Source organism: Micromonospora luteifusca, from assembly GCF_016907275.1.
Taxonomy (GTDB): Bacteria; Actinomycetota; Actinomycetes; order Mycobacteriales; family Micromonosporaceae; genus Micromonospora; species Micromonospora luteifusca.
In genome coordinates this window covers 4483260-4503098 of sequence record NZ_JAFBBP010000001.1, presented here as the reverse complement: position 1 = coordinate 4503098, position 19839 = coordinate 4483260, and the positions used below count along the sequence as shown (strand labels likewise).

At 70.0% G+C, this 19839-nt stretch carries 20 protein-coding genes; 11 read left to right on the top strand and 9 right to left on the bottom strand.

What is annotated here, in order from left to right; translation table 11 throughout:
• Positions 1–132: 132 nt before the first annotated feature.
• Both JOD64_RS20560 and JOD64_RS20555 read left to right on the top strand, forming a co-directional pair.
• Positions 133–975, top strand: coding sequence for an FAD:protein FMN transferase (locus JOD64_RS20560; RefSeq protein WP_204943705.1), 843 nt, complete (start codon positions 133–135; stop codon positions 973–975).
• Positions 976–1358: 383 nt separating this feature from the next.
• The gene (locus tag JOD64_RS20555) at positions 1359–1715 is read left to right on the top strand and encodes a hypothetical protein (RefSeq protein WP_030337238.1); all 357 of its coding nucleotides are present in this window, start codon (positions 1359–1361) and stop codon (positions 1713–1715) included.
• 86 nt (positions 1716–1801) lie between these two features.
• Here JOD64_RS20555 and serA read toward each other — a convergent pair whose 3' ends face one another.
• The 5 genes from serA to JOD64_RS20530 all read right to left on the bottom strand — a co-directional run bounded on the left by serA (position 1802) and on the right by JOD64_RS20530 (position 9783).
• Positions 1802–3400 (bottom strand): phosphoglycerate dehydrogenase, encoded by a 1599-nt coding sequence (serA, locus tag JOD64_RS20550; protein WP_204943704.1) that lies wholly within the window; start codon positions 3398–3400, stop codon positions 1802–1804.
• A 350-nt stretch (positions 3401–3750) separates the two neighbouring features.
• Positions 3751–4764, bottom strand: coding sequence for a ketol-acid reductoisomerase (ilvC, locus tag JOD64_RS20545; RefSeq protein WP_204943703.1), 1014 nt, complete (start codon positions 4762–4764; stop codon positions 3751–3753).
• A gap of 62 nt (positions 4765–4826) precedes the next feature.
• Positions 4827–5342 (bottom strand): acetolactate synthase small subunit, encoded by a 516-nt coding sequence (gene ilvN / locus JOD64_RS20540; RefSeq protein ID WP_124815780.1) that lies wholly within the window; start codon positions 5340–5342, stop codon positions 4827–4829.
• Positions 5342–7222, bottom strand: coding sequence for an acetolactate synthase large subunit (locus JOD64_RS20535; protein WP_204943702.1), 1881 nt, complete (start codon positions 7220–7222; stop codon positions 5342–5344). The genes ilvN and JOD64_RS20535 overlap by 1 nt, the downstream gene beginning before the upstream one ends.
• Before the next feature lie 188 nt (positions 7223–7410).
• On the bottom strand, positions 7411–9783 hold the full coding sequence (locus JOD64_RS20530; RefSeq protein WP_204943701.1) for a putative bifunctional diguanylate cyclase/phosphodiesterase: 2373 nt from the start codon (positions 9781–9783) through the stop codon (positions 7411–7413).
• A 110-nt stretch (positions 9784–9893) separates the two neighbouring features.
• On the opposite strand from JOD64_RS20530, the gene ilvD reads away from it, so the two are divergent.
• Positions 9894–11741 (top strand): dihydroxy-acid dehydratase, encoded by a 1848-nt coding sequence (ilvD, locus tag JOD64_RS20525; RefSeq protein WP_204943700.1) that lies wholly within the window; start codon positions 9894–9896, stop codon positions 11739–11741.
• A gap of 22 nt (positions 11742–11763) precedes the next feature.
• Here ilvD and JOD64_RS20520 read toward each other — a convergent pair whose 3' ends face one another.
• The 3 genes from JOD64_RS20520 to JOD64_RS20510 are packed head-to-tail and all read right to left on the bottom strand — an operon-like array spanning position 11764 to position 14326.
• On the bottom strand, positions 11764–13746 hold the full coding sequence (locus JOD64_RS20520; protein WP_204943699.1) for a hypothetical protein: 1983 nt from the start codon (positions 13744–13746) through the stop codon (positions 11764–11766).
• Between the two features lie 38 nt (positions 13747–13784).
• The gene (locus tag JOD64_RS20515) at positions 13785–14036 is read right to left on the bottom strand and encodes a hypothetical protein (RefSeq protein WP_204943698.1); all 252 of its coding nucleotides are present in this window, start codon (positions 14034–14036) and stop codon (positions 13785–13787) included.
• A complete protein-coding gene (locus JOD64_RS20510; RefSeq protein WP_204943697.1) occupies positions 14033–14326 on the bottom strand; it encodes a DivIVA domain-containing protein in 294 nt (97 codons plus the stop codon). Before JOD64_RS20510 ends, JOD64_RS20515 begins: the two co-directional genes overlap by 4 nt.
• Positions 14327–14539: 213 nt before the next feature.
• On the opposite strand from JOD64_RS20510, the gene JOD64_RS20505 reads away from it, so the two are divergent.
• From JOD64_RS20505 to JOD64_RS20480, 6 genes are all read left to right on the top strand, one after another.
• Positions 14540–15424 (top strand): helix-turn-helix domain-containing protein, encoded by an 885-nt coding sequence (locus JOD64_RS20505; protein WP_204943696.1) that lies wholly within the window; start codon positions 14540–14542, stop codon positions 15422–15424.
• Positions 15417–15611, top strand: a complete 195-nt coding sequence (locus tag JOD64_RS20500; protein WP_204943695.1) for a DUF397 domain-containing protein — start codon at positions 15417–15419, stop codon at positions 15609–15611. The genes JOD64_RS20505 and JOD64_RS20500 overlap by 8 nt, the downstream gene beginning before the upstream one ends.
• Before the next feature lie 87 nt (positions 15612–15698).
• A complete protein-coding gene (locus JOD64_RS20495; protein WP_204943694.1) occupies positions 15699–15959 on the top strand; it encodes a hypothetical protein in 261 nt (86 codons plus the stop codon).
• Positions 15956–16666, top strand: coding sequence for a hypothetical protein (locus JOD64_RS20490; RefSeq protein ID WP_204943693.1), 711 nt, complete (start codon positions 15956–15958; stop codon positions 16664–16666). Before JOD64_RS20495 ends, JOD64_RS20490 begins: the two co-directional genes overlap by 4 nt.
• On the top strand, positions 16614–17045 hold the full coding sequence (locus JOD64_RS20485) for a hypothetical protein (protein ID WP_307813521.1): 432 nt from the start codon (positions 16614–16616) through the stop codon (positions 17043–17045). Before JOD64_RS20490 ends, JOD64_RS20485 begins: the two co-directional genes overlap by 53 nt.
• A gap of 94 nt (positions 17046–17139) precedes the next feature.
• Positions 17140–17403 (top strand): hypothetical protein, encoded by a 264-nt coding sequence (locus JOD64_RS20480; RefSeq protein ID WP_151490548.1) that lies wholly within the window; start codon positions 17140–17142, stop codon positions 17401–17403.
• A gap of 31 nt (positions 17404–17434) precedes the next feature.
• Here JOD64_RS20480 and JOD64_RS20475 read toward each other — a convergent pair whose 3' ends face one another.
• Positions 17435–17653 (bottom strand): hypothetical protein, encoded by a 219-nt coding sequence (locus JOD64_RS20475; protein ID WP_204943692.1) that lies wholly within the window; start codon positions 17651–17653, stop codon positions 17435–17437.
• A gap of 256 nt (positions 17654–17909) precedes the next feature.
• Between JOD64_RS20475 and JOD64_RS20470 the strand changes: the two genes are divergently transcribed.
• Both JOD64_RS20470 and JOD64_RS20465 read left to right on the top strand, forming a co-directional pair.
• Positions 17910–19241: an AAA family ATPase gene (locus JOD64_RS20470; protein ID WP_204943691.1), complete on the top strand. Its 1332-nt coding sequence runs from the start codon at positions 17910–17912 to the stop codon at positions 19239–19241.
• The gene (locus JOD64_RS20465) at positions 19222–19827 is read left to right on the top strand and encodes an RloB family protein (protein ID WP_204943690.1); all 606 of its coding nucleotides are present in this window, start codon (positions 19222–19224) and stop codon (positions 19825–19827) included. Before JOD64_RS20470 ends, JOD64_RS20465 begins: the two co-directional genes overlap by 20 nt.
• Positions 19828–19839 lie beyond the last annotated feature (12 nt).

The window sequence follows — 19839 nt, the reverse complement described above, 5'->3', positions numbered from 1 at the left end:
TGCACAGCAGCCTCTCAGCTGGAACTCATGAGGCGGTCATCTCCGCTGCCTACGGTGGTAGTCGGCGGGTCACGGCGGCCTGCGGACGACCGGTCGCGACGACGCGGCGCCGAGTGCGAGGGGGCAGATGCCATGCGCATCGACGAGCAGCCGCGGACCCGCTGGCCGGAACCGTCGGCGTTCCGCAACCGCCGGCCGGACCTTCGACTCGGCAGCCGCAGGCACCGGATCGACCCGGCCGGCGCCACCGAAGGCAGGATCGCGGTGCGGCACACCGTACGCACCGCGACCGCCGAATACACCCTGCTCCTCAACGCCCCCGAGTGGCTCGGCCGCCGGGGCGTGGGCGAGGCTCTGCGGGACAGCGTCGCGGAACTGCGCGCCATCGATCTCACCTACGGCCCCAACCGTCCGGAGAGCCTGGTCTCCCGGCTGCGTCGGGGTGAGATCAGCCCCGACTCGTACCCACCGCTCGCCGATCTGGTGGACCGCTGCGCGGCGATGCGCGCGGCCACCGACGGGTGGTTCGACGCCTGGGCGGTGCCCGGCGGCTTCGACCCGGGCGGTCTGCTCGGCGGCTGGGCGGTGGAACGCGCCGCCGAGAGGCTTCGTGCCGCCGGCATCCACGACTACGCCGTACTCACCGGCGCTGACCTCGTTGTCCGCGGCCGCGCGCCGCACGGTGGGCCCTGGCGCGTCGCGGTGCACCACCCGACCGCGCCCGAGCGCGCGCCGCTGGTGCTGGAGATGACCGCGGGCGCGGTCGGCACCTCCGGGGTGAGCGGGCGGCAGGGGCACGTGGTGGACCCGCACACCGGCGAGCCGGCCAACCAACTCGTCGCCGCGACCGTCGTGGGCCCCGACCTGACGATCGCCGACGCCTACGCCACCGCGCTCTACGCCGCCGGCACCACAGGCCTGGCCTGGTTCCGGGGCAACTCCGACTATCGCGCGCTCTTCGCACACCGGCGCTAGGCGGGACGTCGCCGCGGCTGGGCCGCCGCACCGCCGTGCTCCGGCCGGGCTTCGCCTCTGGTGGCCCCTGGGTCAGCTGATCGGCATGCGATCGGCCCCCACGCTCTCGGCAACGACCGTGGGGGCCGGTCAGCGACGAGTGCGCGTGGCTCGCACAATCGAGGGGTGCGGACCGGTCGGGCCGGACGTCGACCGCGCCACCCGAAGACGGGCCGGCGCCTCGAACTCGGCCAGTGACCGCAGTGCGTACGCTAGCGAATCGACGCAACTCTACGCAAGAGTCTCTACAGCGGACCGTCGTGAACGGAGGCTGCGGAGATCGACGGTTGACCGGCGGCGAGGCAGTTTCGACATGGTGAACGGCGGATGGCACGCTATCCGCCGTGAGTTTCGATCTGAGCGTGTGGGCCCTGGAGGACGGGGCGACGCCCGAGGACGTACGGACAGCGGTCGACGGTTGCCGGCAGGGGCGACACGTGGACCGTTACCCGGACCCGCGGGTGGTCAGCTTCTACCGGGCGATCACCGCCTCCTATCCGGACCGCCACCCCGGGCCGGACAGCCCGTGGGCGGTGGCACCACTGCACGCCGCCCACGACCATGTCGAGCTGAACCTGCACCCGACCTGCGCGGACCAGGTGCTACTGGACATCGAGCGGCTGGCCGGCGAGCACGGGCTGATGCTCTTCGACCCGCAGGACGGTTCGGTCTACCCGCCCCCAGCCCGACTGCCCGGCTGACCCGGCCCGGCGCGAGTTCGACCCCACCCCGGGGGTACGACAAGGGGCCCAGCGGATCGCCGGGCCCCCATGGTGCTTGCCGTTGACTACTCGTCGCGCAGGTCCGCGGCGCTGGCCGCCGTGGCGCCGATCGAGTCGGCGGCCGAGGTGAGCAGTTCGGCGCCGAGCGCCTGGTCGACGGTGAGCGTCATCAGCGTCTCGCCGCCCGCCTCACGCCGGGCCACCTGCATGGCGGCGATGTTGATGCCCGACTCGCCGAGCAGCGTCCCGACCGTGCCGACGACACCGGGCCGGTCGGCGTAGCGCAGGAAGAGCAGGATGCCCTCCGCGCCGATCTCCACGTCGAAGCCGTCCACCTCGGTGAGCTTGAGGACGTCGCGGGCACCCGAGTGGGTGACCGTGCCGGAGACACTGACCGTCCGGCCGTCCGGCAGCGCGCCACGCACCGTGACCAGACTGGGCTGCTCGGCCGTCTCGGCCAGGGCCGCCAGGGTGACCTCGACGCCACGCTCGGCGGCCAGGTGCGGGGCGTTGACGTAGGTGACCTGCTCCTCGACCACGGAGCTGAACAGCCCCTTGGTGGCGGCGAGCTTGAGCACCGACACGTCGTGGCTGACGATCTCGCCGCGTACCTCGACCGTGACGCTGGCGGCGACCCCGCCGGCGACCGCGGTGAACGCCCGGCCGAGCTTCTCCGCCAGCGGCAGCAGCGGCCGGACGTCCTCGGCGACCACGCCGCCGGCCTGCACGTTGACCGCATCCGGGACGAACTCGCCCTGCAACGCGAGCTTGACGCTCTTCGCCACGGCGAGACCGGCCTTGTCCTGCGCCTCGTGGGTGGAGGCGCCCAGGTGCGGGGTGGCCACCACGTTGTCGAAGGCGAACAGCGGCGACGAGGTGCACGGCTCCTTGCTGTACACGTCGACACCGGCACCGGCGACCCGGCCCTCGGCGATGGCGTTCGCGAGCGCCTGCTCGTCGACGAGGCCACCACGGGCGGCGTTGACGATGCGAACGCCGGGCTTGACGATCGCCAGCTCCTTCTCACCGATCAGGCCGACCGTCTCCGGCGTCTTGGGCAGGTGGATGGAGATGAAGTCGCTCTCCCGCAGCAGTTCCTCCAGCCCGACCAGGCGTACGCCGAGCTGCGCCGCACGGGCCGGCTGGATGTACGGGTCGTACGCGATCAGCCGGGTGCCGAACGCGGCGATGCGAGACGCGAAGAGCACCCCGATGCGACCGAGCCCGACCACGCCGACGGTCTTGCCCTGCACCTCGACGCCTGTGTACTTCGACCGCTTCCACTCCCCCGCCTTGAGCGCGGCACTGGCGCTCGCGGTGTTACGGGCGACCGCGAGCAACAGCGCGACGGCCTGCTCGGCGGCGGAGACGATGTTGGAGGTGGGCGCGTTGACGACCATCACGCCCCGCGCTGTGGCGGCCGGCACCTCGACGTTGTCCAGCCCGACGCCCGCCCGGGCGACCACCTTGAGTCGCGGCGCGGCGGCTACCGCCTCGGCGTCGATCTGGGTTGCGCTGCGCACGATGACGGCGTCGGCCTCGGAGAGCGCCGAGAGCAGGGCCGGACGGTCGGTGCCGTCGACGTGACGGACGTCGAAGTCGTGGGCGAGCACCTCGATGGCGGCGGGGGCGAGTTCTTCGGCGATCAGTACGACAGGATTCATCGGTCCTCGTAGAGGTCGTGTTTGCGATCGGCGCGGGCGGCCGGGCGCCGCACTGCGCCCTGCGCTGATCCGTGCCGTGGCCGTCAGGTGCCGGCTGCTGCACCTACCCGCGATCGTAGGGGCCTCGCTGGTCGGCGTGTCCCGGTCTGCGGGGTGAGGGCTCTCACATGCCCGGTCGAGCGACGGACATCGGCCGTTTACCGCACGGACACGGTCACCCGGCGCACCGCGGCGGCACAGGAGCGCGCAACGGCCAACGGCCGGCGACCCGCGCTGGGGAGAGCGCTGGGTCACCGGCCGCCGGTGGACCATCAGCCGTCCGGGACGGCTGGACAGTGCCGCAGGACGCGTCAGGCGGTCTCGGTGATCGGGCGGTCGACCCAGCTCATCATGCCGCGCAGCTTCTTGCCGGTCTCCTCGATCGGGTGCGCCGCGCCCTCGGCCTGCCACTTGGTGAAGTTGGGCCGGCCGGCCTCGTCCTCGGCGACCCACTCACGGGCGAACTCGCCGGACTGGATCTCGCCCAGGATCTTGCGCATCTCGTCCTTGACCCGGGAGTCGATGATGCGCGAGCCACGGGAGAGGTCGCCGTACTCGGCGGTGTCGGAGATGCTGTAACGCATCTTGGCGATGCCGCCCTCGTACATGAGGTCGACGATCAGCTTCAGCTCGTGCAGGCACTCGAAGTAGGCGATCTCCGGGGCGTAGCCCGCCTCGGTGAGCACCTCGAAACCGGTCTGCACCAGCGCCGAGGCGCCGCCGCAGAGCACCGCCTGCTCGCCGAAGAGGTCGGTCTCGGTCTCCTCGGTGAAGGTGGTCCTGATCGCACCGGCGCGGGTGCCACCGATCCCCTTGGCGTACGCGAGGGCGAGCGCGAGCGCGTTGCCGCTGGCGTCCTGCTCCACGGCGACGAGGCAGGGAACGCCCTTGCCGTCGGAGTACTGGCGGCGGACCAGGTGACCGGGGCCCTTCGGCGCGACCATCGCCACGTCCACCTCGGCCGGCGGCGTGATCAGGCCGTACCGGATGTTGAAGCCGTGACCGAAGAAGATCGCCTTGCCGGGCGCGAGGTGCGGGGCGATCGACTCGGTGTAGAGGGACCGCTGGGCGGTGTCCGGGGCGAGCACCATGATCACATCGGCCTCGGCGGCAGCCTGCGCCGGCGTGACCACCCGAAGGCCCTGCTCCTCGGCCTTGGGACGGCTCTTCGAGCCCTCCGGCAGACCGATCACCACGTCGACGCCGGAGTCACGCAGCGACAGCGCGTGGGCGTGGCCCTGGCTGCCGTAGCCGATCACCGCGACCTTCTTGGCCTGGATCAGGCCGAGGTCGGCATCGTCGTCGTAGTACACCTCAACGCTCATGAGAACTTCCCTTTCGGTACGACGGCCCGTTGGCCCGTCGTGGTTGGTGCGGATGGGTCGGTTCAGGCGGCCCGGAGCGCGGGACCGGCGGTGATCGAACGCGAGCCGCGCCCGATCGCCACCAACCCGGACTGGACCATTTCCTTGATGCCGAAGGACTCGAGGTCGCGTAGCAGCGCGTCGAGCTTGTCAGGGGTGCCGGTGGCCTCGATGGTCAGCGTGTCCGGTGCGACGTCGACCACCCGGGCCCGGAACAGGTTGACGGTCTCCAGCACCTGGGACCGCGCGGACCGGTCGGCGCGAACCTTCACCAGCAGCAACTCCCGGGCGACCGAGACCTGCGGGTCCAGCTCAACGATCTTGAGCACGTTGACCAGCTTGTTCAGCTGCTTGGTGACCTGCTCCAGCGGAGACGACTCCGCGTTGACCACGATGGTGATCCGGGAGACGTCCGGGTTCTCGGTCTCGCCCACGGCGAGGCTGTCGATGTTGAACCCGCGCCGGGAGAACAGGCCGGAGACCCGGGCGAGGACACCCGGCTTGTTCTCCACAAGCACGGACAGGGTGTGCATCGTCATCAGATGTCATCCTCGTCGAAGGCCGGGCGAACGCCCCGGGCGAACATGATCTCGTCGTTGCTGGTGCCGGCAGCGACCATCGGCCAGACCATCGCGTCCTTGCCGACCACGAAGTCGATCACCACCGGGGCGTCGTTGATCTCCATGGCGGCGGCGATGGTCTTGTCCACGTCGTCCGCGCTCTCGCAGCGCAGCCCGACGCAGCCGAGGGCCTCGGCGAGCTTGACGAAGTCTGGAATGCGGTGCTTGTGGGTGCCGAGCTCGGTGTTGGAGTAGCGCTCGTTGTAGAAGAGCGTCTGCCACTGTCGGACCATGCCGAGATTGCCGTTGTTGATGACGGCGATCTTGACCGGGATGCCCTCCAACGCGCAGGTGGCCAACTCCTGGTTGGTCATCTGGAAGCAGCCGTCGCCGTCCACCGCCCAGACCACCGTGTCCGGCTTGCCGACCTTGGCGCCCATCGCCGCCGGCACGGCGTAGCCCATCGTGCCGAGGCCGCCGGAATTCAACCAGGTGTACGGCTTCTCGTAGGAGATGAACTGCGACGCCCACATCTGGTGCTGGCCCACCCCGGCCACGAAGATCGCGTCCGGGCCGACGATCTCGCCCAGCCGCTTGATCACGTACTGCGGGGACAGGGTCCCGTCGACCGGCTCGTCGTAGCCCAGCGGGTAACGGTTGCGCAGATCGTTCAGCTGCGTCCACCAGTCGCCGAGGTCGGCGGTGCGCCCCGCCGACCGCTCGGTGGTGACCGCGGCGATCAGCTCGTCGATGACGTGCTTGGCGTCACCGACGATCGGCACGTCCACGTGCCGGTTCTTGCCGATCTCGGCGGGGTCGATGTCCGCGTGGACCACTGTCGCGTCCGGAGCGAACGAGTCCAGTTTGCCGGTGACCCGATCGTCGAACCGCGCGCCCAGCGCGACGATCAGGTCGGCCTTCTGCAGGCCGTAGACCGCGGCGACCGTGCCGTGCATGCCGGGCATGCCCAGGTGCTGCTGATGCGAGTCGGGGAACGCGCCGAGCGCCATCAGCGTGGTGACGACCGGGATGCCGGTCAGCTCGGCCAGCCGGCGCAGCCCGTCGGTGGCGCCGGCCTTGAGCACCCCGCCGCCGACGTAGAGCACCGGCCGTCGGGCGGCGGCCATCAGCCGCGCCGCCTCCCGGATCTGCTTGCCGTGCGGGTGCAGGGTGGGCCGGTAGCCGGGCAGGTCCAGGGTGGGCGGCCAGGCGAAGGTGGTCGGGGCCTGGAGCACGTCCTTGGGAATGTCGACCAGCACCGGGCCGGGTCGCCCGCTGCTGGCCAGGTGGAACGCCTCGGCCAGCACCCGGGGGATCTCCTCGGCGTTCTGGACGAGGAAGTTGTGCTTGGTGATCGGCAGGGTGATGCCCTGGATGTCCGCCTCCTGGAAACCGTCGGTGCCGATCAACGGGCTGGCCACCTGCCCGGTGATCGCCACCATCGCCACGGAGTCCATGTACGCGTCGGCGATCGGCGTGACCAGGTTCGTCGCGCCCGGGCCGGAGGTGGCCATGCAGACACCGACCTTGCCGGTGGCCTGCGCGTAACCGGTCGCCGCGTGCCCCGCGCCCTGCTCGTGCCGCACCAGGATGTGCCGGACCGTCGAGTCGTAGAGCGGGTCGTAGGCCGGCAGGATCGCGCCGCCCGGAATGCCGAAGACGACGTCGACGCCGAGCGCCTCGAGGGACCGCACGAGTGAGCCGGCCCCGGAGATCGGAGTCGCGGCGGTGGGCCGTACCGCCGAAACGGCCGGGGTGGCCGTGCGCGTGGCGGCCTGGTCGACGTCGACACTCGGGTCGGCGGCCGCGCGGGCCCGGCGGGCGGTGTGGGCGAGGGTCTCGGGCGTGGGTCTCGTCATGGCGGTTCTGGCCTTCGGCTGGAGTGGCTGGTGGCTAGTCAAGCGATGCGACACGGGCGGGGCCCGCCTCGCCAGGTTCCGACGGCAATAAAAACGGCCCTCGTGCAGATGCACGGGGCCAGCGCACTCTCGATGAGGGAGAGTGCGCTCAGGTAAGTACTCGCAGCGACCGGTACGACGACATGCGGCTAAGCCTGACGCATCTCACGCGATGAGTCAACTGATCCCACATGTTGGTTAACGGAGGCCGGCGCGTCGACTGGCGACGCGCCAGCCGCAGGCGGGTTGACCTGCCCGGACCCGCCCGGAGCGCGACGTGGCGCGGGCACCGGAGCGGGACGCGCACCCGGCGAGGTGGCCGCCTCCAGCATCGCCTCCAGGTGCTCGGCCGGCACCCCCCAGCCGAAGAGCGCGCCCTGGCCGAACCGGCAACCGGCGGCCACCACCGCGGCCAGCTCGGTCGGCGTGGTCACCCCCTCGGCGATCACCTCCAGCCCCAGCTGGTGGCCCAGTCGCATCACGATGTCGACCATCGGCGCGAACGCTGGACCGTCCTGACCGACCGGGCGGACCGGCTCGTGTTCGGCCACCAGACTGTGGTCGATCTTCAGAATGTCGATCGGCAGCCGGCGCAACTGCCCCAGCGAGGAGTAGCCGGCCCCGAAGTCGTCCAGCGCGATCCGGACACCGGTCAGCCGCAGCGCGGTCAACCGCCGGATCAGCTCGTCCAGGTCGGTGGCGACCGCGTGCTCGGTGACCTCCAGCACCAGCCGCTGCGGCGGCACGTGGTGGGCGCGCAGCGCCTCGGCCACCTGGACCACGTACTCCGGGGCGTGCAGCTCACGCGGGGAGACGTTGACCGACACCCAGACGTCGTGCCCGTCCGCCAGCCAACGGGAGAGCTGGTAGCAGGCCTGATGCAGCACCCAGGCGCCCAGCGGGGCGATCATGCCGCACTCCTCGGCGAGCGGGATGAACTCGTCCGGACCGACGTTGCCCAGCTCCGGATGGTGCCAGCGCAGCAGCGCCTCGGCGCCGACCGGCCGCACCGACGGCAGCGACGCCACCGGCTGGAACGCCAACCGCAGCTCGTCGCGGTCGATGGCGCCACGCAGTTCGTGCTCCACCGTCGTGCGTCGGCGCAGCAGTTGGTCGTACGCGGCGTCGTAGCGTTCGATCCGGTTCTTGCCGCGCTGTTTGGCGTAGCGCAGGGCCAGGTCGGCGTGGCGCAGCAACAGCTCCACATCCGGCTCGTCGGCCCACCCGGCCACCCCGATGCTCACCGACAGGAAGACCGGCCCCTCCGGCTCGTCGTACGGCCGGTTGAGCACCCCGAGCAACCGCTCGGCGACGCGGTCCGCCTCGGCTGGCCGGCCCTGCATGAGTACGGCGAACTCGTCGCCGCCCAGCCGGGCGGCCACGTCGCCGGGGCGCAGGTTGCCGCGCAGCCGCCGGCCCACCTCGGCCAGCACCGCGTCGCCCACGTCGTGGCCGCGCATGTCGTTGACGTTCTTGAAGCCGTCCAGGTCGAGACCGAGCAGCACGCACGGGGTGCCCGCCGCGGCGCTGTTGTGCAGTGCCCGGAGCAGCCCGCGACGGTTGGCCAACGAGGTCAGCGGGTCGGTGTGTGCCAGCTCGCGGAAGTGCGCCTCCCGCTCGGCCAGGCGGTCCGCGTACCCCCGGACGTCGCGGAGGGTGAGGTATTGCCGTGCCACCAGCGCGAAGCCCTCTACGCTGCCGGCCACGATGCCCGCCGCGGTGAACCGGCCGTCCTGGGCGAGGTGGTACATCGCCGAGGCGGCCATCGCGAGCATCGGGGCGATCGCGTACTCGCCGTCGCGACCGATGAGGTCCACCTCGACCTGCCCCGGCCGGTCGGCCCGGTGCACGGCGAGCGCGACGGTCAGCAGGCCGGTGGCGAGCATCGCCGCGCCGGTCAGCGCCATGGTCGGCCCGGCCTGACAGAGCCCGACGCTGAGACCCAGCCCACCGCAGCTCACCGCGCTGATGCCGAAGCCGAGCGCGGCGAGCCGTCCGCGCGGGGCAGCGGCCCGGAAGATGACGATCACGGCGAGCCCGGCGCCGAGAGCGGCGCTCACGGTGGCCACCAGGATCGCCGGGCAGGCCGCCGGGGTGGCGGCGCCGAGCAGCCGGGTGGGCTCGGAGAAGAGCACCCAACCGACGAACCACAGCGCGGCTGCCATGACCACGCCGTCCAGGGCCAGCCGCGAGGTTCCCGCCGCGGTGGCGGCCACCCCCGGCAGCCGGAGCAGGCCGGCCGCGAAGGCCAGACCGCTCACCGCCGTGCCGATCGCCACCGCGGTCGCCCAGCCCGTCCGCTGCCCCTGCTCGTGGGCCCAGTGGTCGTTCGCGCTGAGCACTGCGACAACCCCGACCAGCAGGATGAGCAGGGCACCCCCGGCGGCCGCCGCGAGCAGCAGGTGTGCCGGCCGACGCGGCCCCGTGCGCCGCCGGGCGACCACGGTCAGCAGCACGGCGGCCGCAACGGCGACGAGCCCGCTGAGCGCCGCGACAGCGACCATGCCCGGGGGGAGTTGCACGCTCCAAGAGTGCCGGATGCGCGCATGCCGTGGGGGGCTGGGTGTGCATCTGTTGGGACACGGCAGATACGGGGGTGGGTTGGCGCGGCTGCGGTGTCATGCTGGTACGCATGCCTGAGCTACGGTCGAGGACCTCCACACACGGTCGGACGATGGCCGGCGCCCGGGCCCTCTGGCGGGCCACCGGGATGACCGACGACGACTTCGGTAAGCCGATCGTCGCCATCGCCAACAGTTTCACCCAGTTCGTGCCTGGTCACGTACACCTCAAGGACATGGGTGGCCTGGTCGCCGACGCGGTCGCCGAGGCCGGCGGGGTGGGCCGGGAGTTCAACACCATCGCGGTCGACGACGGCATCGCGATGGGCCACGGCGGCATGCTCTACTCGCTGCCCAGCCGGGAGCTGATCGCCGACGCGGTGGAGTACATGGTCAACGCGCACTGCGCGGACGCCCTGGTCTGCATCTCCAACTGCGACAAGATCACCCCCGGGATGTTGCTGGCCGCGCTGCGCCTCAACATCCCGACCGTCTTCGTCTCCGGTGGCCCCATGGAGGCCGGCAAGACGATGGCCATCGAGGGCGTCGTGCACAGCAAGATCGACCTGATCGACGCGATGATCGCCTCCTCGAACGAGGCGGTCACCGACGAGCAGCTCGGCGAGATCGAACGATCCGCCTGCCCGACCTGCGGCTCGTGCTCCGGCATGTTCACCGCCAACTCGATGAACTGCCTCACCGAGGCGATCGGGCTGGCGCTGCCCGGCAACGGTTCGACGCTGGCCACCCACGCCGCGCGCCGGTCCCTCTTCGTCGAGGCGGGCCGCACCGTCGTGGAGATCTCCAAGCGGTGGTACGACGGCGACGACGACTCGGTGCTGCCCCGCACGGTCGCCTCCAAGGCCGCCTTCGAGAACGCGGTCGCCCTGGACGTGGCGATGGGCGGCTCCACCAACACGGTGCTGCACCTGCTCGCCGCCGCCCGCGAGGCGGAGATGGACTTCGGCGTCACCGACATCGACGCCATCTCCCGGCGGGTGCCGTGCCTGGCCAAGGTCGCACCGAACTCGCCGAACTACCACATGGAGGACGTGCACCGGGCCGGCGGCATCCCGGCGATCCTCGGCGAGCTGGACCGGGCCGGGCAGCTCAACCGCGATGTGCACGCCGTGCACTCCCCCTCGCTGGCCCAGTGGCTGACCGACTGGGACGTGCGCGGTGGTTCCCCCACCCCGACGGCGGTCGAGCTGTTCCACGCCGCCCCCGGCGGGGTGCGCACCACCGAACCGTTCTCCACCACCAACCGGTGGTCGTCGCTGGACACCGACGCGGCCGGCGGCTGCATCCGGGACCGCGAGCACGCCTACTCCGCCGACGGCGGGTTGGCCATCCTGCACGGCAACCTGGCCCCGGAAGGCTCCGTCGTGAAGACCGCCGGCGTGCCGGACGACTGCCTGACCTTCCGCGGCCCAGCGAAGGTCTACGAGTCGCAGGACGACGCGGTGACCGCGATCCTCGCGAAGCAGGTCGTCGCCGGGGACGTCGTGGTGATCCGGTACGAGGGCCCGAAGGGCGGCCCCGGTATGCAGGAGATGCTCTACCCCACCTCGTTCCTCAAGGGACGTGGGCTGGGCCGCTCCTGTGCACTGCTGACCGACGGCCGATTCTCCGGCGGCACCTCCGGGCTCTCCATCGGGCACGTCTCCCCCGAGGCGGCCTCCGGTGGTCTGATCGCCCTGGTCCGCGACGGCGACGAGATCGTCATCGACATCCCGGGTCGGTCCATCGAGCTGAACGTGCCGGCCGACGAGTTGGAGGCGCGGCGGGTGGCCGAGGAGAAGCGCGACAAGCCGTACACCCCGACGGACCGGCAGCGCCCGGTGTCGGCGGCGTTGCGCGCGTACGCCTCGATGGCCACCTCAGCCAGCGACGGCGCCTACCGCCGCGTCCCGGAGTAACCACCTGCCGGCCCGACAACCCTCAGTCCATCGGGACGTCGCGCAGGACGAGGGCTTCGGCGAGGAGGCGTACCCCGTCGTCGTCGTGTCGGTGCACGGTGCAGCCGGCGCGGGTGAAGCGCACGGTGACCACCTGCCCGGCGTGCCGGGCCGCCAGGCGTAGCAGTTCCGGCTCGGGGTTGGCGACGTCACGCGGTTTCGAACAGGGCACCGGGATCGGCGCTGTCGGGTCGGTCGGGGCTACCCCGGCGACGGCGTCGGCCAGGCACTCGACACACCAGGCGAGCGCGGCGGCCAGGCTCGGCCGGTAGGGGAAGTCGTCGGGGCGAACGGGCGCGTCCCGGGGCGCGATCTCGACCGACCAGTGCAGACCGTCGACCAGTAGCGGGTCACCGGCGTGGTGTCGCAGGTCGCACACGCTCACCACAAGGGCCAGGTCGAGGCCCAAGGCGAGCCGCACCAGCTCGGATAGCGGCGGCGCTTCGGGGGGCTCCGCCACAACGATCAGCCGGCCGGCCGGCGCACCCCTCGCCGCGCTGCGCACGTGCTCCCCAACCGGGTCAGCCCCGGCCCAGGGCAGGGTGACGTACCCGTCGCGGAGGTCTTTGCTGATCTGCTGCCCGCCGTCGGCGTCGGCCAGGTCGTCGGGCCGCGCGCCGAGGACAGCCGCCCAGGCACCGAGCCGGTAGCGGTCCGGAAGCTGGACGATGGGCTTGCCGCCCGGTTGGGTGGCGACCAGCGGAGCGATTTCGGGCGTACCGGCTTGCCAGGCCAGGTGCACCACCCAGTGCCGCAGGTCGGTGACGGTGATCAGCACGGTCTGATGCAGGCGCTGGGTGTCGCCGCAGGTGAAGCAGTGCAGCGCGGATGGACGTAGGCCAGCGCCGCAGCAGTGCGGGCAGTCGGGGTCGGCCGTGCGACCGCCGAGCCGGCAGTCGCAGGCGCGTAGCCGGCTGTGTGGTCGGCAGTCCGGGCAGGGCCGCCAGTCGACGAGTTCACCCAGCCAGGGCGGGTCGGGTGGTTCGTAGCCGCGGCTCACCGGCACCCGCACACGGCGGACGACCTGGCCGGTGGGTTGCTCCGCGAGGGTCTCCACCGGCTCGCCAGCGCGCAGAGTCGTGTGCCACCAGCGGCCGTTGCGCCAGAGGGCCTGCGCGCCGGGCAACTCGTCGCCGTGGGCCGCGTCGACGCAGTCGGCGAGCACGCGGCGTTCGAGTTGGTCGACGTCCACGGCCGGAGCGGCGGGTGGGCGCGGCGATTCGGGGCGCAGCAGCCGGGCGGGAGCGGCCAGGCCGCGCTCCGCGAGACCGGTGAGCGCCTCGGCCACGTCGGTGCGGGCCAACGCCTCGGGCAGATCCCGGCACCAGCCGGGGATGCCGGATGGCACCGGGGAGCCGGGCACCTCGTATCGGATGGCCCAGCAAAACCCCGCGACCTGCCGGCGGGCCTCGACGACCAGGTCGAGCAGCAGCAGGTCGGCCAACGCACACAGCCGGCCCAGCCGTGCGGCCGGGTCGACGGCCGGCGGGGCGGTGGATCGGCCCAGCACCAGCCGCCAGGGGGCGTGATCGGCCCGCAAGATGGCGGGGGCCTCCAGCTCGTGCCGCAGTGCTGCGGGCAGGTCGGGTCGCCACTGCCGGTCCAGCCACAGCGAAGGCACGTCAGCCTCGTCCAGAACCGCGCCGACGGTGGCGCCGAGTTTGCGTACCCGGGAGGCAAGGTCGACTACCCAGCGACCCGCCGGGTCGCGGTGGGGGTCGAGGCCACCGGGCACGACCTGGTGGGACGCGACCGCCCCGGTGTCCAGGTTGGCGACGGTGACCACGAGCTGCGCCCGCCGCCGGCCACGCCGGCCGCAGCGATAGCAGGGGTACGCGACGCTGCCCGAGCCGCGACACTGCTCGCAGCTTCGGTACGCCTCCCGGCGCGGGCCGAGCACGTCGGCGTCGGCGAGAAACCGGTCGCCGTAGGTGGTGCACCGGCACGGTTCCAGCGTGAAGGTCATCCCGTCGCAGTCTGGGCAGACGACGACGGGCGCGGTGGTCACCGACACCGCCGCGCCGCGCAGTCACCGTCGTGTTCCACCCGCCGCACACACCGACGGCCGCCGTCGAGTGGCAGGTCGCAGAACACCCGATGGCGTACGCCCTGAGCGTCCTCGGCGGACACCGTGGTCTCCCCGGCGTCCACTTCGGTGAGGAAAGTCAGGGAGCGGGCCAGGGTGCCGGCGAAGTGCTGGGCTGCCGGCAGGTCGGCAGCGGTGAACGGCAGGTGCGCCACCCACCGGGCGCTCATCGGCGGGCCGCCAGGTCCTCGCGGGCCCGCTGTGACTGCCAGCATCTCAGCGCATCCTTGATCCGCTCGGTTTCCCAACGGCTGCTGCCCAACGCCGCGTACACCTCGGCCAGATCGTGGGCGACCCGGTCAAGGAACTCAGCGACCTCCACGACGTCCACGCCACGACGGCCACGGCGGGTGAACCGGCGCCCGCGGACCTGCCAGGGCTTCAGGGGTACGTAGTTGGCTGCCCGATAGAACGCCGGCCGGGACGGCTCGGCCCAAAGATGACGGAGAAGCGCGCGCACGAAGCAGCACCACCCTTCCTAATTGAGAGATCTCATCGACGTTCACCGGCGCGGGAACTGCGCGTCCATCACTGTTGTAGGACCAATCTTGTAAGGTCGGAAGCACCATCGCAATGAATGCCGACTCACACTGTTCCGCTATTTGTGGGCAACATTCCCCTGTTGCAGAACGGCTGTCGGGATGTTGCAAAACTCAACAGGAAGGAGGGCCGGGTGGCCGACGACATGGGCTCGACGGTGCCCCGACGCCAGCTCGGCAGGGCGCTGCGTGACCTGCGCACCGAGGCGGGAGCGACCCTCGACGCGGTCGCCGAAGCACTGGAGTGCAGCCGGCAGAAGGTGTGGCGGATCGAGAGCGGGCTCGGCTCGGTGCGCGGCGTCGACGTCCGAGCGATGTGCGAGCTGTACGGGGCGACGGGCGAGCTGACTCGGGCGCTGATCTCCCTGGCCGGCGAGACGAAGGCGAAGGGCTGGTGGCACGCGTACGGCGACGCCGTCCCGGAATGGTTCGAGCTGTACGTCGGCCTCGAATCCGCCGCGTCGAGGCTCCGCTTCTACAAGAACAGTCTCGTGCCGGGCATCCTCCAGAGCGGCGACTATGCCCGGGGCATCTACCGCATCGATCAGCCCGACATGAGCGAAGACGACCGGGAGCGCGCTGTCGAGCTTCGACTGCAACGGCAGTCGCTGCTGACCCGTCGCCTGCCACGGGCTCCGCAGGTGCAGGTGGTGCTCTGCGAGTCGGTGCTCCTCCGGCCGGTAGGCGGCCCCGAGGCCATGGCGGATCAACTCCACAACCTGCTACGGCTGACCCGCCTACCGAACATCTCGATTCGCGTGCTACCCCTGACCGCGGGGCCCCACCACGGGACCGTTGCTGGCGAGTTCGTGCTTCTTGATTTTCCGCTCGGCAACCGAAGCACGCCTGAGCCGCCGTTGGTTTACAGCGAGGCGATCACGGGCGCGCTCTACCTCGACCGCCCCAATGAGTTCGCGACCTATGAGAAGGTCTGGTCGAGCCTGCTGTCACTCGCTCTTGATGAGGGACAATCGTTCCAACTGATCAACAAGATCATCGGGGAGGTTCACCATGGTTGACCTGACGGGCGCATCCTGGCGCAAGAGCACCCGCAGCGCAGGCAACGGCGGCGAGTGCGTCGAGGTCGCCGACAACCTGCCTGGCATCGTCGCCGTGCGCGACAGCAAAGACCCGCACGGCCCGGCCCTCACCTTCTCCCCCACCGCCTGGGCAAGCTTCGTGCGCTCGACCCGCAATTCCCGCTGAGGCTTCGATGGGTGTCTCGGGGTCTCCTGGGACACCCACCCGCCGCAGGGGCTGCGCTCGACGACCGAGTTCGGTTAACGTGCGGCAGTGACAATCGGCGATGTCAAGGTGACGATCCGGAAGGGCGATCAAGCACTCGACAACGCTCGGATGAGCATCGAGAAGGCCAACGCCAAGCTCGCCGACGCGACCGCTCTGGCAATCGCAGCCCTGCACGACAGCGAACGCGGCGAGGCGAAGCAGTCCCGGAAGGCCCTCCGTGAGGCTGCCGACGAGGTCGAGTTCGTGCTTCGCCGAATCAAGGCTGCCAAGGACCATGCTGCCGCCTACCTCGCCATCATCGGATGAGCGAAAGCATCGGCGAAGTTGTCGCCCAACTGAGAAGCGCCATCGACACCCTCCACAGCGCCGCCGTTGTCGCGCGACGCGCTCAGGCTGACGCGGAACAGGCCAATACGCACTACACCCATGCAGCGCAGGGCAGCAGGCATCCGGAACTCACCGGCGCTGTGACCGAGAGCAAGACCGCTGACGAGAAGGCCGGCAAACTCGCCCGCCTGATCGGCGAGGCGGCCGACCGCGTAGGCGAATACTCCAATGCGGTCGCTCCTGGCTCTGCTCCGAACACGCAGCCCTCCGACTCAGCCACACCGTCCGGTGAGGATCTGCTCGCCGAGACCGTCGAGCGCGATTCCGCACGAAGGAACGTCGCCTCCTTCCTGAGTACGATGACCAGGAAGGCTCAGGACGTCCAGGAGAACACCCAGAAGTCGGTGGCGGCGGCCAGGGAAGCGTTCACGATCATTCGGGGTCCGCAGGGCCCACCAGGGGCGCAACAAGCCGGCACCACAACCCCGACGGTCGGCCCTACGGTAGGGCAGCGTCTCCTCAACGAAGCACCGGATGCGGCGGGGCATCTCGTCGTGGTGGGGTTGGTGGCGAGCATCGCCGTCCACCGCTCCGTTCAATCAATCCGCAAGGGAATAGCGAGGTTACGAGATCGTGAGCGTACGAACCGAGTTCAGCGACCTGATCCGCGCGATGGCACGGCGTGACTGGGGCACGGTGGACCAACTCCTGGACGGGTTGGAGGCCTCCGGATGGCGCGGCGGGAACCAGGTGATCGGCGCAGCGTTCGCCATCGCGGTCAACGACCGCTTCGGCGCCGCTCACTCCCCCACCGACGTCGCTCGCTTCGTCGCCGAGACTCGCACCCAGTTTCCGGGCGCGGAGTCGCTGCCCACCCTGGAGATGGAAGGCCTCGTCCGCGCGGCCCTCGGCGAGGTCGGGCTGGTCGACAATCTCAGCCCCGAGACCGCCCTCCAGATGCAGATCGTATTCCTCGGCAAGCTGCTTCAGGACCGCGATCCCACCGAGACGCAGCTTGAAGAGTTCATCGCCGACGTGGAGCGCACGGCCGCCGAGTACATGTAGCCAGCGAGGGCTGCGTGCCAACTTCATCTCCGATAGTGTCCGTCCGACCACGCAGACGTGAACTCGTTAGCGCGATCATCAGACGGAGGGCGGCATGGCCAGCATTGAGGAAGTCAAGGCGGCGTTGATGCAGGCCGCGGAGCAGGGCAACTCCACGATTAACCAGATCCGGGCCGCCGCCGACAACACCGAACAGATGCTGGCCCGGCTACGCGCCATCTCCGCTGGTACCGGCCACCCGGCGATCGCCGAAGCCATCGCACGGGGCGAACAGAGCAAGCAACGCCTCGCCGAAGCCATGGCACTCGTGCAAGGCAGCTCGGAGGCGGCACGCCGCTACATCAGCGTCCTTGGCTGAGCGCATTACCCCGCGCCCTCAACGCGAGTCGTCAGTAGTACTCGCGGATGTAGCCGAGGGCACGCTCGTACACGTCATTGTCGCGGATCTTGAATTTGGTCCAGAGCGTCTTGCGGATGGACTGCTGGACCAGACGGTCCCCCTCGCGGGTGTCCTGCCAGCCGGTGAACCGCACCGCCCGAACGACCTCGTCGACCTCGTCGACGATCTTCTCGGCGATGATCGGAGAACGTCGGCGGCGACGGCGCATCTCTGTCCGGCAACTCGTCCCGGCCCCGGCGGGTCCCCCGACCACCGGCCGGTCAATTCCTCTGAGTCGTGCATGCCTTCGTCAATCGCCTACCAGGGCAGGCCGGAGTTTGATGCCCTCCAGCAAGGGCCAGCAGGGTCCGACGGTTGGCAGCCATCGGGAGGGATGACCCCTGGCGTGCCCTGCGTCTCAGGCCGTTCCGCGTGGTTTACTCGCAGGGAACGGCCGTAAGGCCAAGAAATCAGAGGGCACAGCCATGTTGTTGAGTTTCCGCTTCGCCAACCACCGGTCCTTCCGGGACGAGCAACAACTCAACCTCACGCCGGCCTACCGCGGTGGTGACCAAGGGCCGGCGGTCCGAGTGGTCGGCGTCTTCGGTGCCAACGCCTCCGGTAAGTCCAACTGCCTGGACGCTCTGGCATTCATGCGCCGCTTCGTGATCTTCTCTGATCGAGATGTCGAGCCAGGGCTCGGCGTGGCTCGCGAGCCGTACCGGATGACCGCCGAATCGCTCGAAGCCCCGTCCCACTACGTCGTCGACCTCGACCTCGACGGGGTGCGGCACACGTACGGGTACACCCTCGACAACGACGGCGTCCTCGACGAGTGGCTCTACCACTATCCGCTGAAGAGAAAGCGGCGGGTCTTCGAGCGCAACGGCGACACTTTCGCCTGGGGCGAAGACTCGAACCAACGCCTGCTGCTGGAGCGGATCGCTGAGGTCACCGCTCCCACCGCACTCTTCGTCAGCACCATCGCCCGCTTCGATCACCGACAAGCCGCACCAGACGAGCCGGGGAGCGAGCCACTGCGCGCTGTCTACCGGTGGTTCCAACGCATGTCTACGCGGAGCCAACCCCATGTGGGCGGCAGCTATCGATCCGGCTGGCCGCAGAGCGATGCCAGCCGGCGCACCCTGGTCGAGTTGTTGCGGGCGGCCGACGTGGGGATCGTCGATGTGGTCGAGGTGACCAGCACGGTGACCGACGAGCAGCCCATGCTCTTCCGGCCCTCAGACTTGGGATTGGAACCTGCCAACGAGCGAAGGATGCTGCGAAACGGACGCAACAGGGCGAGCCGGGAGCGGAAGCGGTTGAAGTTCGCCCACCAGGGGCCGGCGGGCGAGGTCCAATTCGAGTTGGCCGAAGAATCGACGGGGACCCAACAGCTACTCGGGCTCGCAATCGAGGCCGCCGATGTTCTCAGCCAGGGCGGCACCATGTGCGTGGACGAGATAGACGCCAGCTTGCATCCACTGCTCACCGCGAAGCTCATCGGCCTGTTCCAGTCCACCGCGTCGAACCCCCGGCACAGTCAGCTCATCTTCACCAGTCACGACGCGGCTCTGCTTGGCACCATCGACACCGAGGAGATCCTGCACCGTGACGAAATCTGGTTCACGGAGAAGGATACCGATGGAGCATCCACCCTGTACCCGCTGACAGATTTCAAGCCGCGTAAGGAGGGCGAGAACCGCCAACGGCGATACCTCAACGGCAACTACGGCGCGGTTCCGGACCTTTCGACGTATCTGTTCGAGCAGGCACTCGCGGCACGAGGACCGGTGGATGGCGAAGCGACAGACTGACCAGCAGCAACGCATGGGCCGAGCAAAGATCGGCACGACCCGGGTGACCGACCTTCGTCGCAGGGTCTCCGTCAGGGAGCAGCGGCAGACCATCCTCGCAGTCACCAACGGTGAAGCGACTGAACGGGTCTACCTCGAAGGACTCCGGCGGGAGCCGTGGCTAGAGCACCGCCTCGTCGTGGCGGTGGAAAAAGGCTCGCCCATCGACGCGGTGCGAGGCGCTGCTCGACGGCGTGACGACAACGACTTCGACCAGGCGTACGTCATCTGCGACGTCGACCACTACCCACCAGAGATTTCAGAGCGAGAAGCGCGACGACATGCCGTGACTCTTCTCTGGTCGAAACCCTGCTTCGAGGTCTGGCTCATACTGCACCTGGACTTGTGCACCCGTTACCTGGAAGACGCCAAGAGGGCGGAGGCCTTGCTTCGCAAGCACCTCCCTCACTGGGACAAGAACAGGCTTGACTTCAACGACTTCCGCAACGGCATCGACGCCGCCATCGAACGGGCGCAGACGCTGCCCCCTCCGCCTGCCGCCAACCCGTCAACCGCGGTTTGGCGGTTGACGGTGGCGCTTCGCTGACATTGACAGTGC

Bases quoted from the DNA above. Each gene is read 5' to 3' on its own strand.
- ilvC (WP_204943703.1), bottom strand. From the start codon at position 4,764: ATGAGCGTTGAGGTGTACTACGACGACGATGCCGACCTCGGCCTGATC.
- JOD64_RS20475 (WP_204943692.1), bottom strand. From the start codon at position 17,653: ATGCGCCGTCGCCGCCGACGTTCTCCGATCATCGCCGAGAAGATCGTC.
- JOD64_RS20520 (WP_204943699.1), bottom strand. From the start codon at position 13,746: ATGACCTTCACGCTGGAACCGTGCCGGTGCACCACCTACGGCGACCGG.
- ilvD (WP_204943700.1), top strand. From the start codon at position 9,894: ATGCCTGAGCTACGGTCGAGGACCTCCACACACGGTCGGACGATGGCC.
- JOD64_RS20560 (WP_204943705.1), top strand. From the start codon at position 133: ATGCGCATCGACGAGCAGCCGCGGACCCGCTGGCCGGAACCGTCGGCG.
- ilvN (WP_124815780.1), bottom strand. From the start codon at position 5,342: ATGACGATGCACACCCTGTCCGTGCTTGTGGAGAACAAGCCGGGTGTC.
- JOD64_RS20535 (WP_204943702.1), bottom strand. From the start codon at position 7,222: ATGACGAGACCCACGCCCGAGACCCTCGCCCACACCGCCCGCCGGGCC.
- serA (WP_204943704.1), bottom strand. From the start codon at position 3,400: ATGAATCCTGTCGTACTGATCGCCGAAGAACTCGCCCCCGCCGCCATC.
- JOD64_RS20500 (WP_204943695.1), top strand. From the start codon at position 15,417: ATGGTTGACCTGACGGGCGCATCCTGGCGCAAGAGCACCCGCAGCGCA.
- JOD64_RS20490 (WP_204943693.1), top strand. From the start codon at position 15,956: ATGAGCGAAAGCATCGGCGAAGTTGTCGCCCAACTGAGAAGCGCCATC.
- JOD64_RS20465 (WP_204943690.1), top strand. From the start codon at position 19,222: ATGGCGAAGCGACAGACTGACCAGCAGCAACGCATGGGCCGAGCAAAG.
- JOD64_RS20470 (WP_204943691.1), top strand. From the start codon at position 17,910: ATGTTGTTGAGTTTCCGCTTCGCCAACCACCGGTCCTTCCGGGACGAG.
- JOD64_RS20480 (WP_151490548.1), top strand. From the start codon at position 17,140: ATGGCCAGCATTGAGGAAGTCAAGGCGGCGTTGATGCAGGCCGCGGAG.
- JOD64_RS20515 (WP_204943698.1), bottom strand. From the start codon at position 14,036: ATGAGCGCCCGGTGGGTGGCGCACCTGCCGTTCACCGCTGCCGACCTG.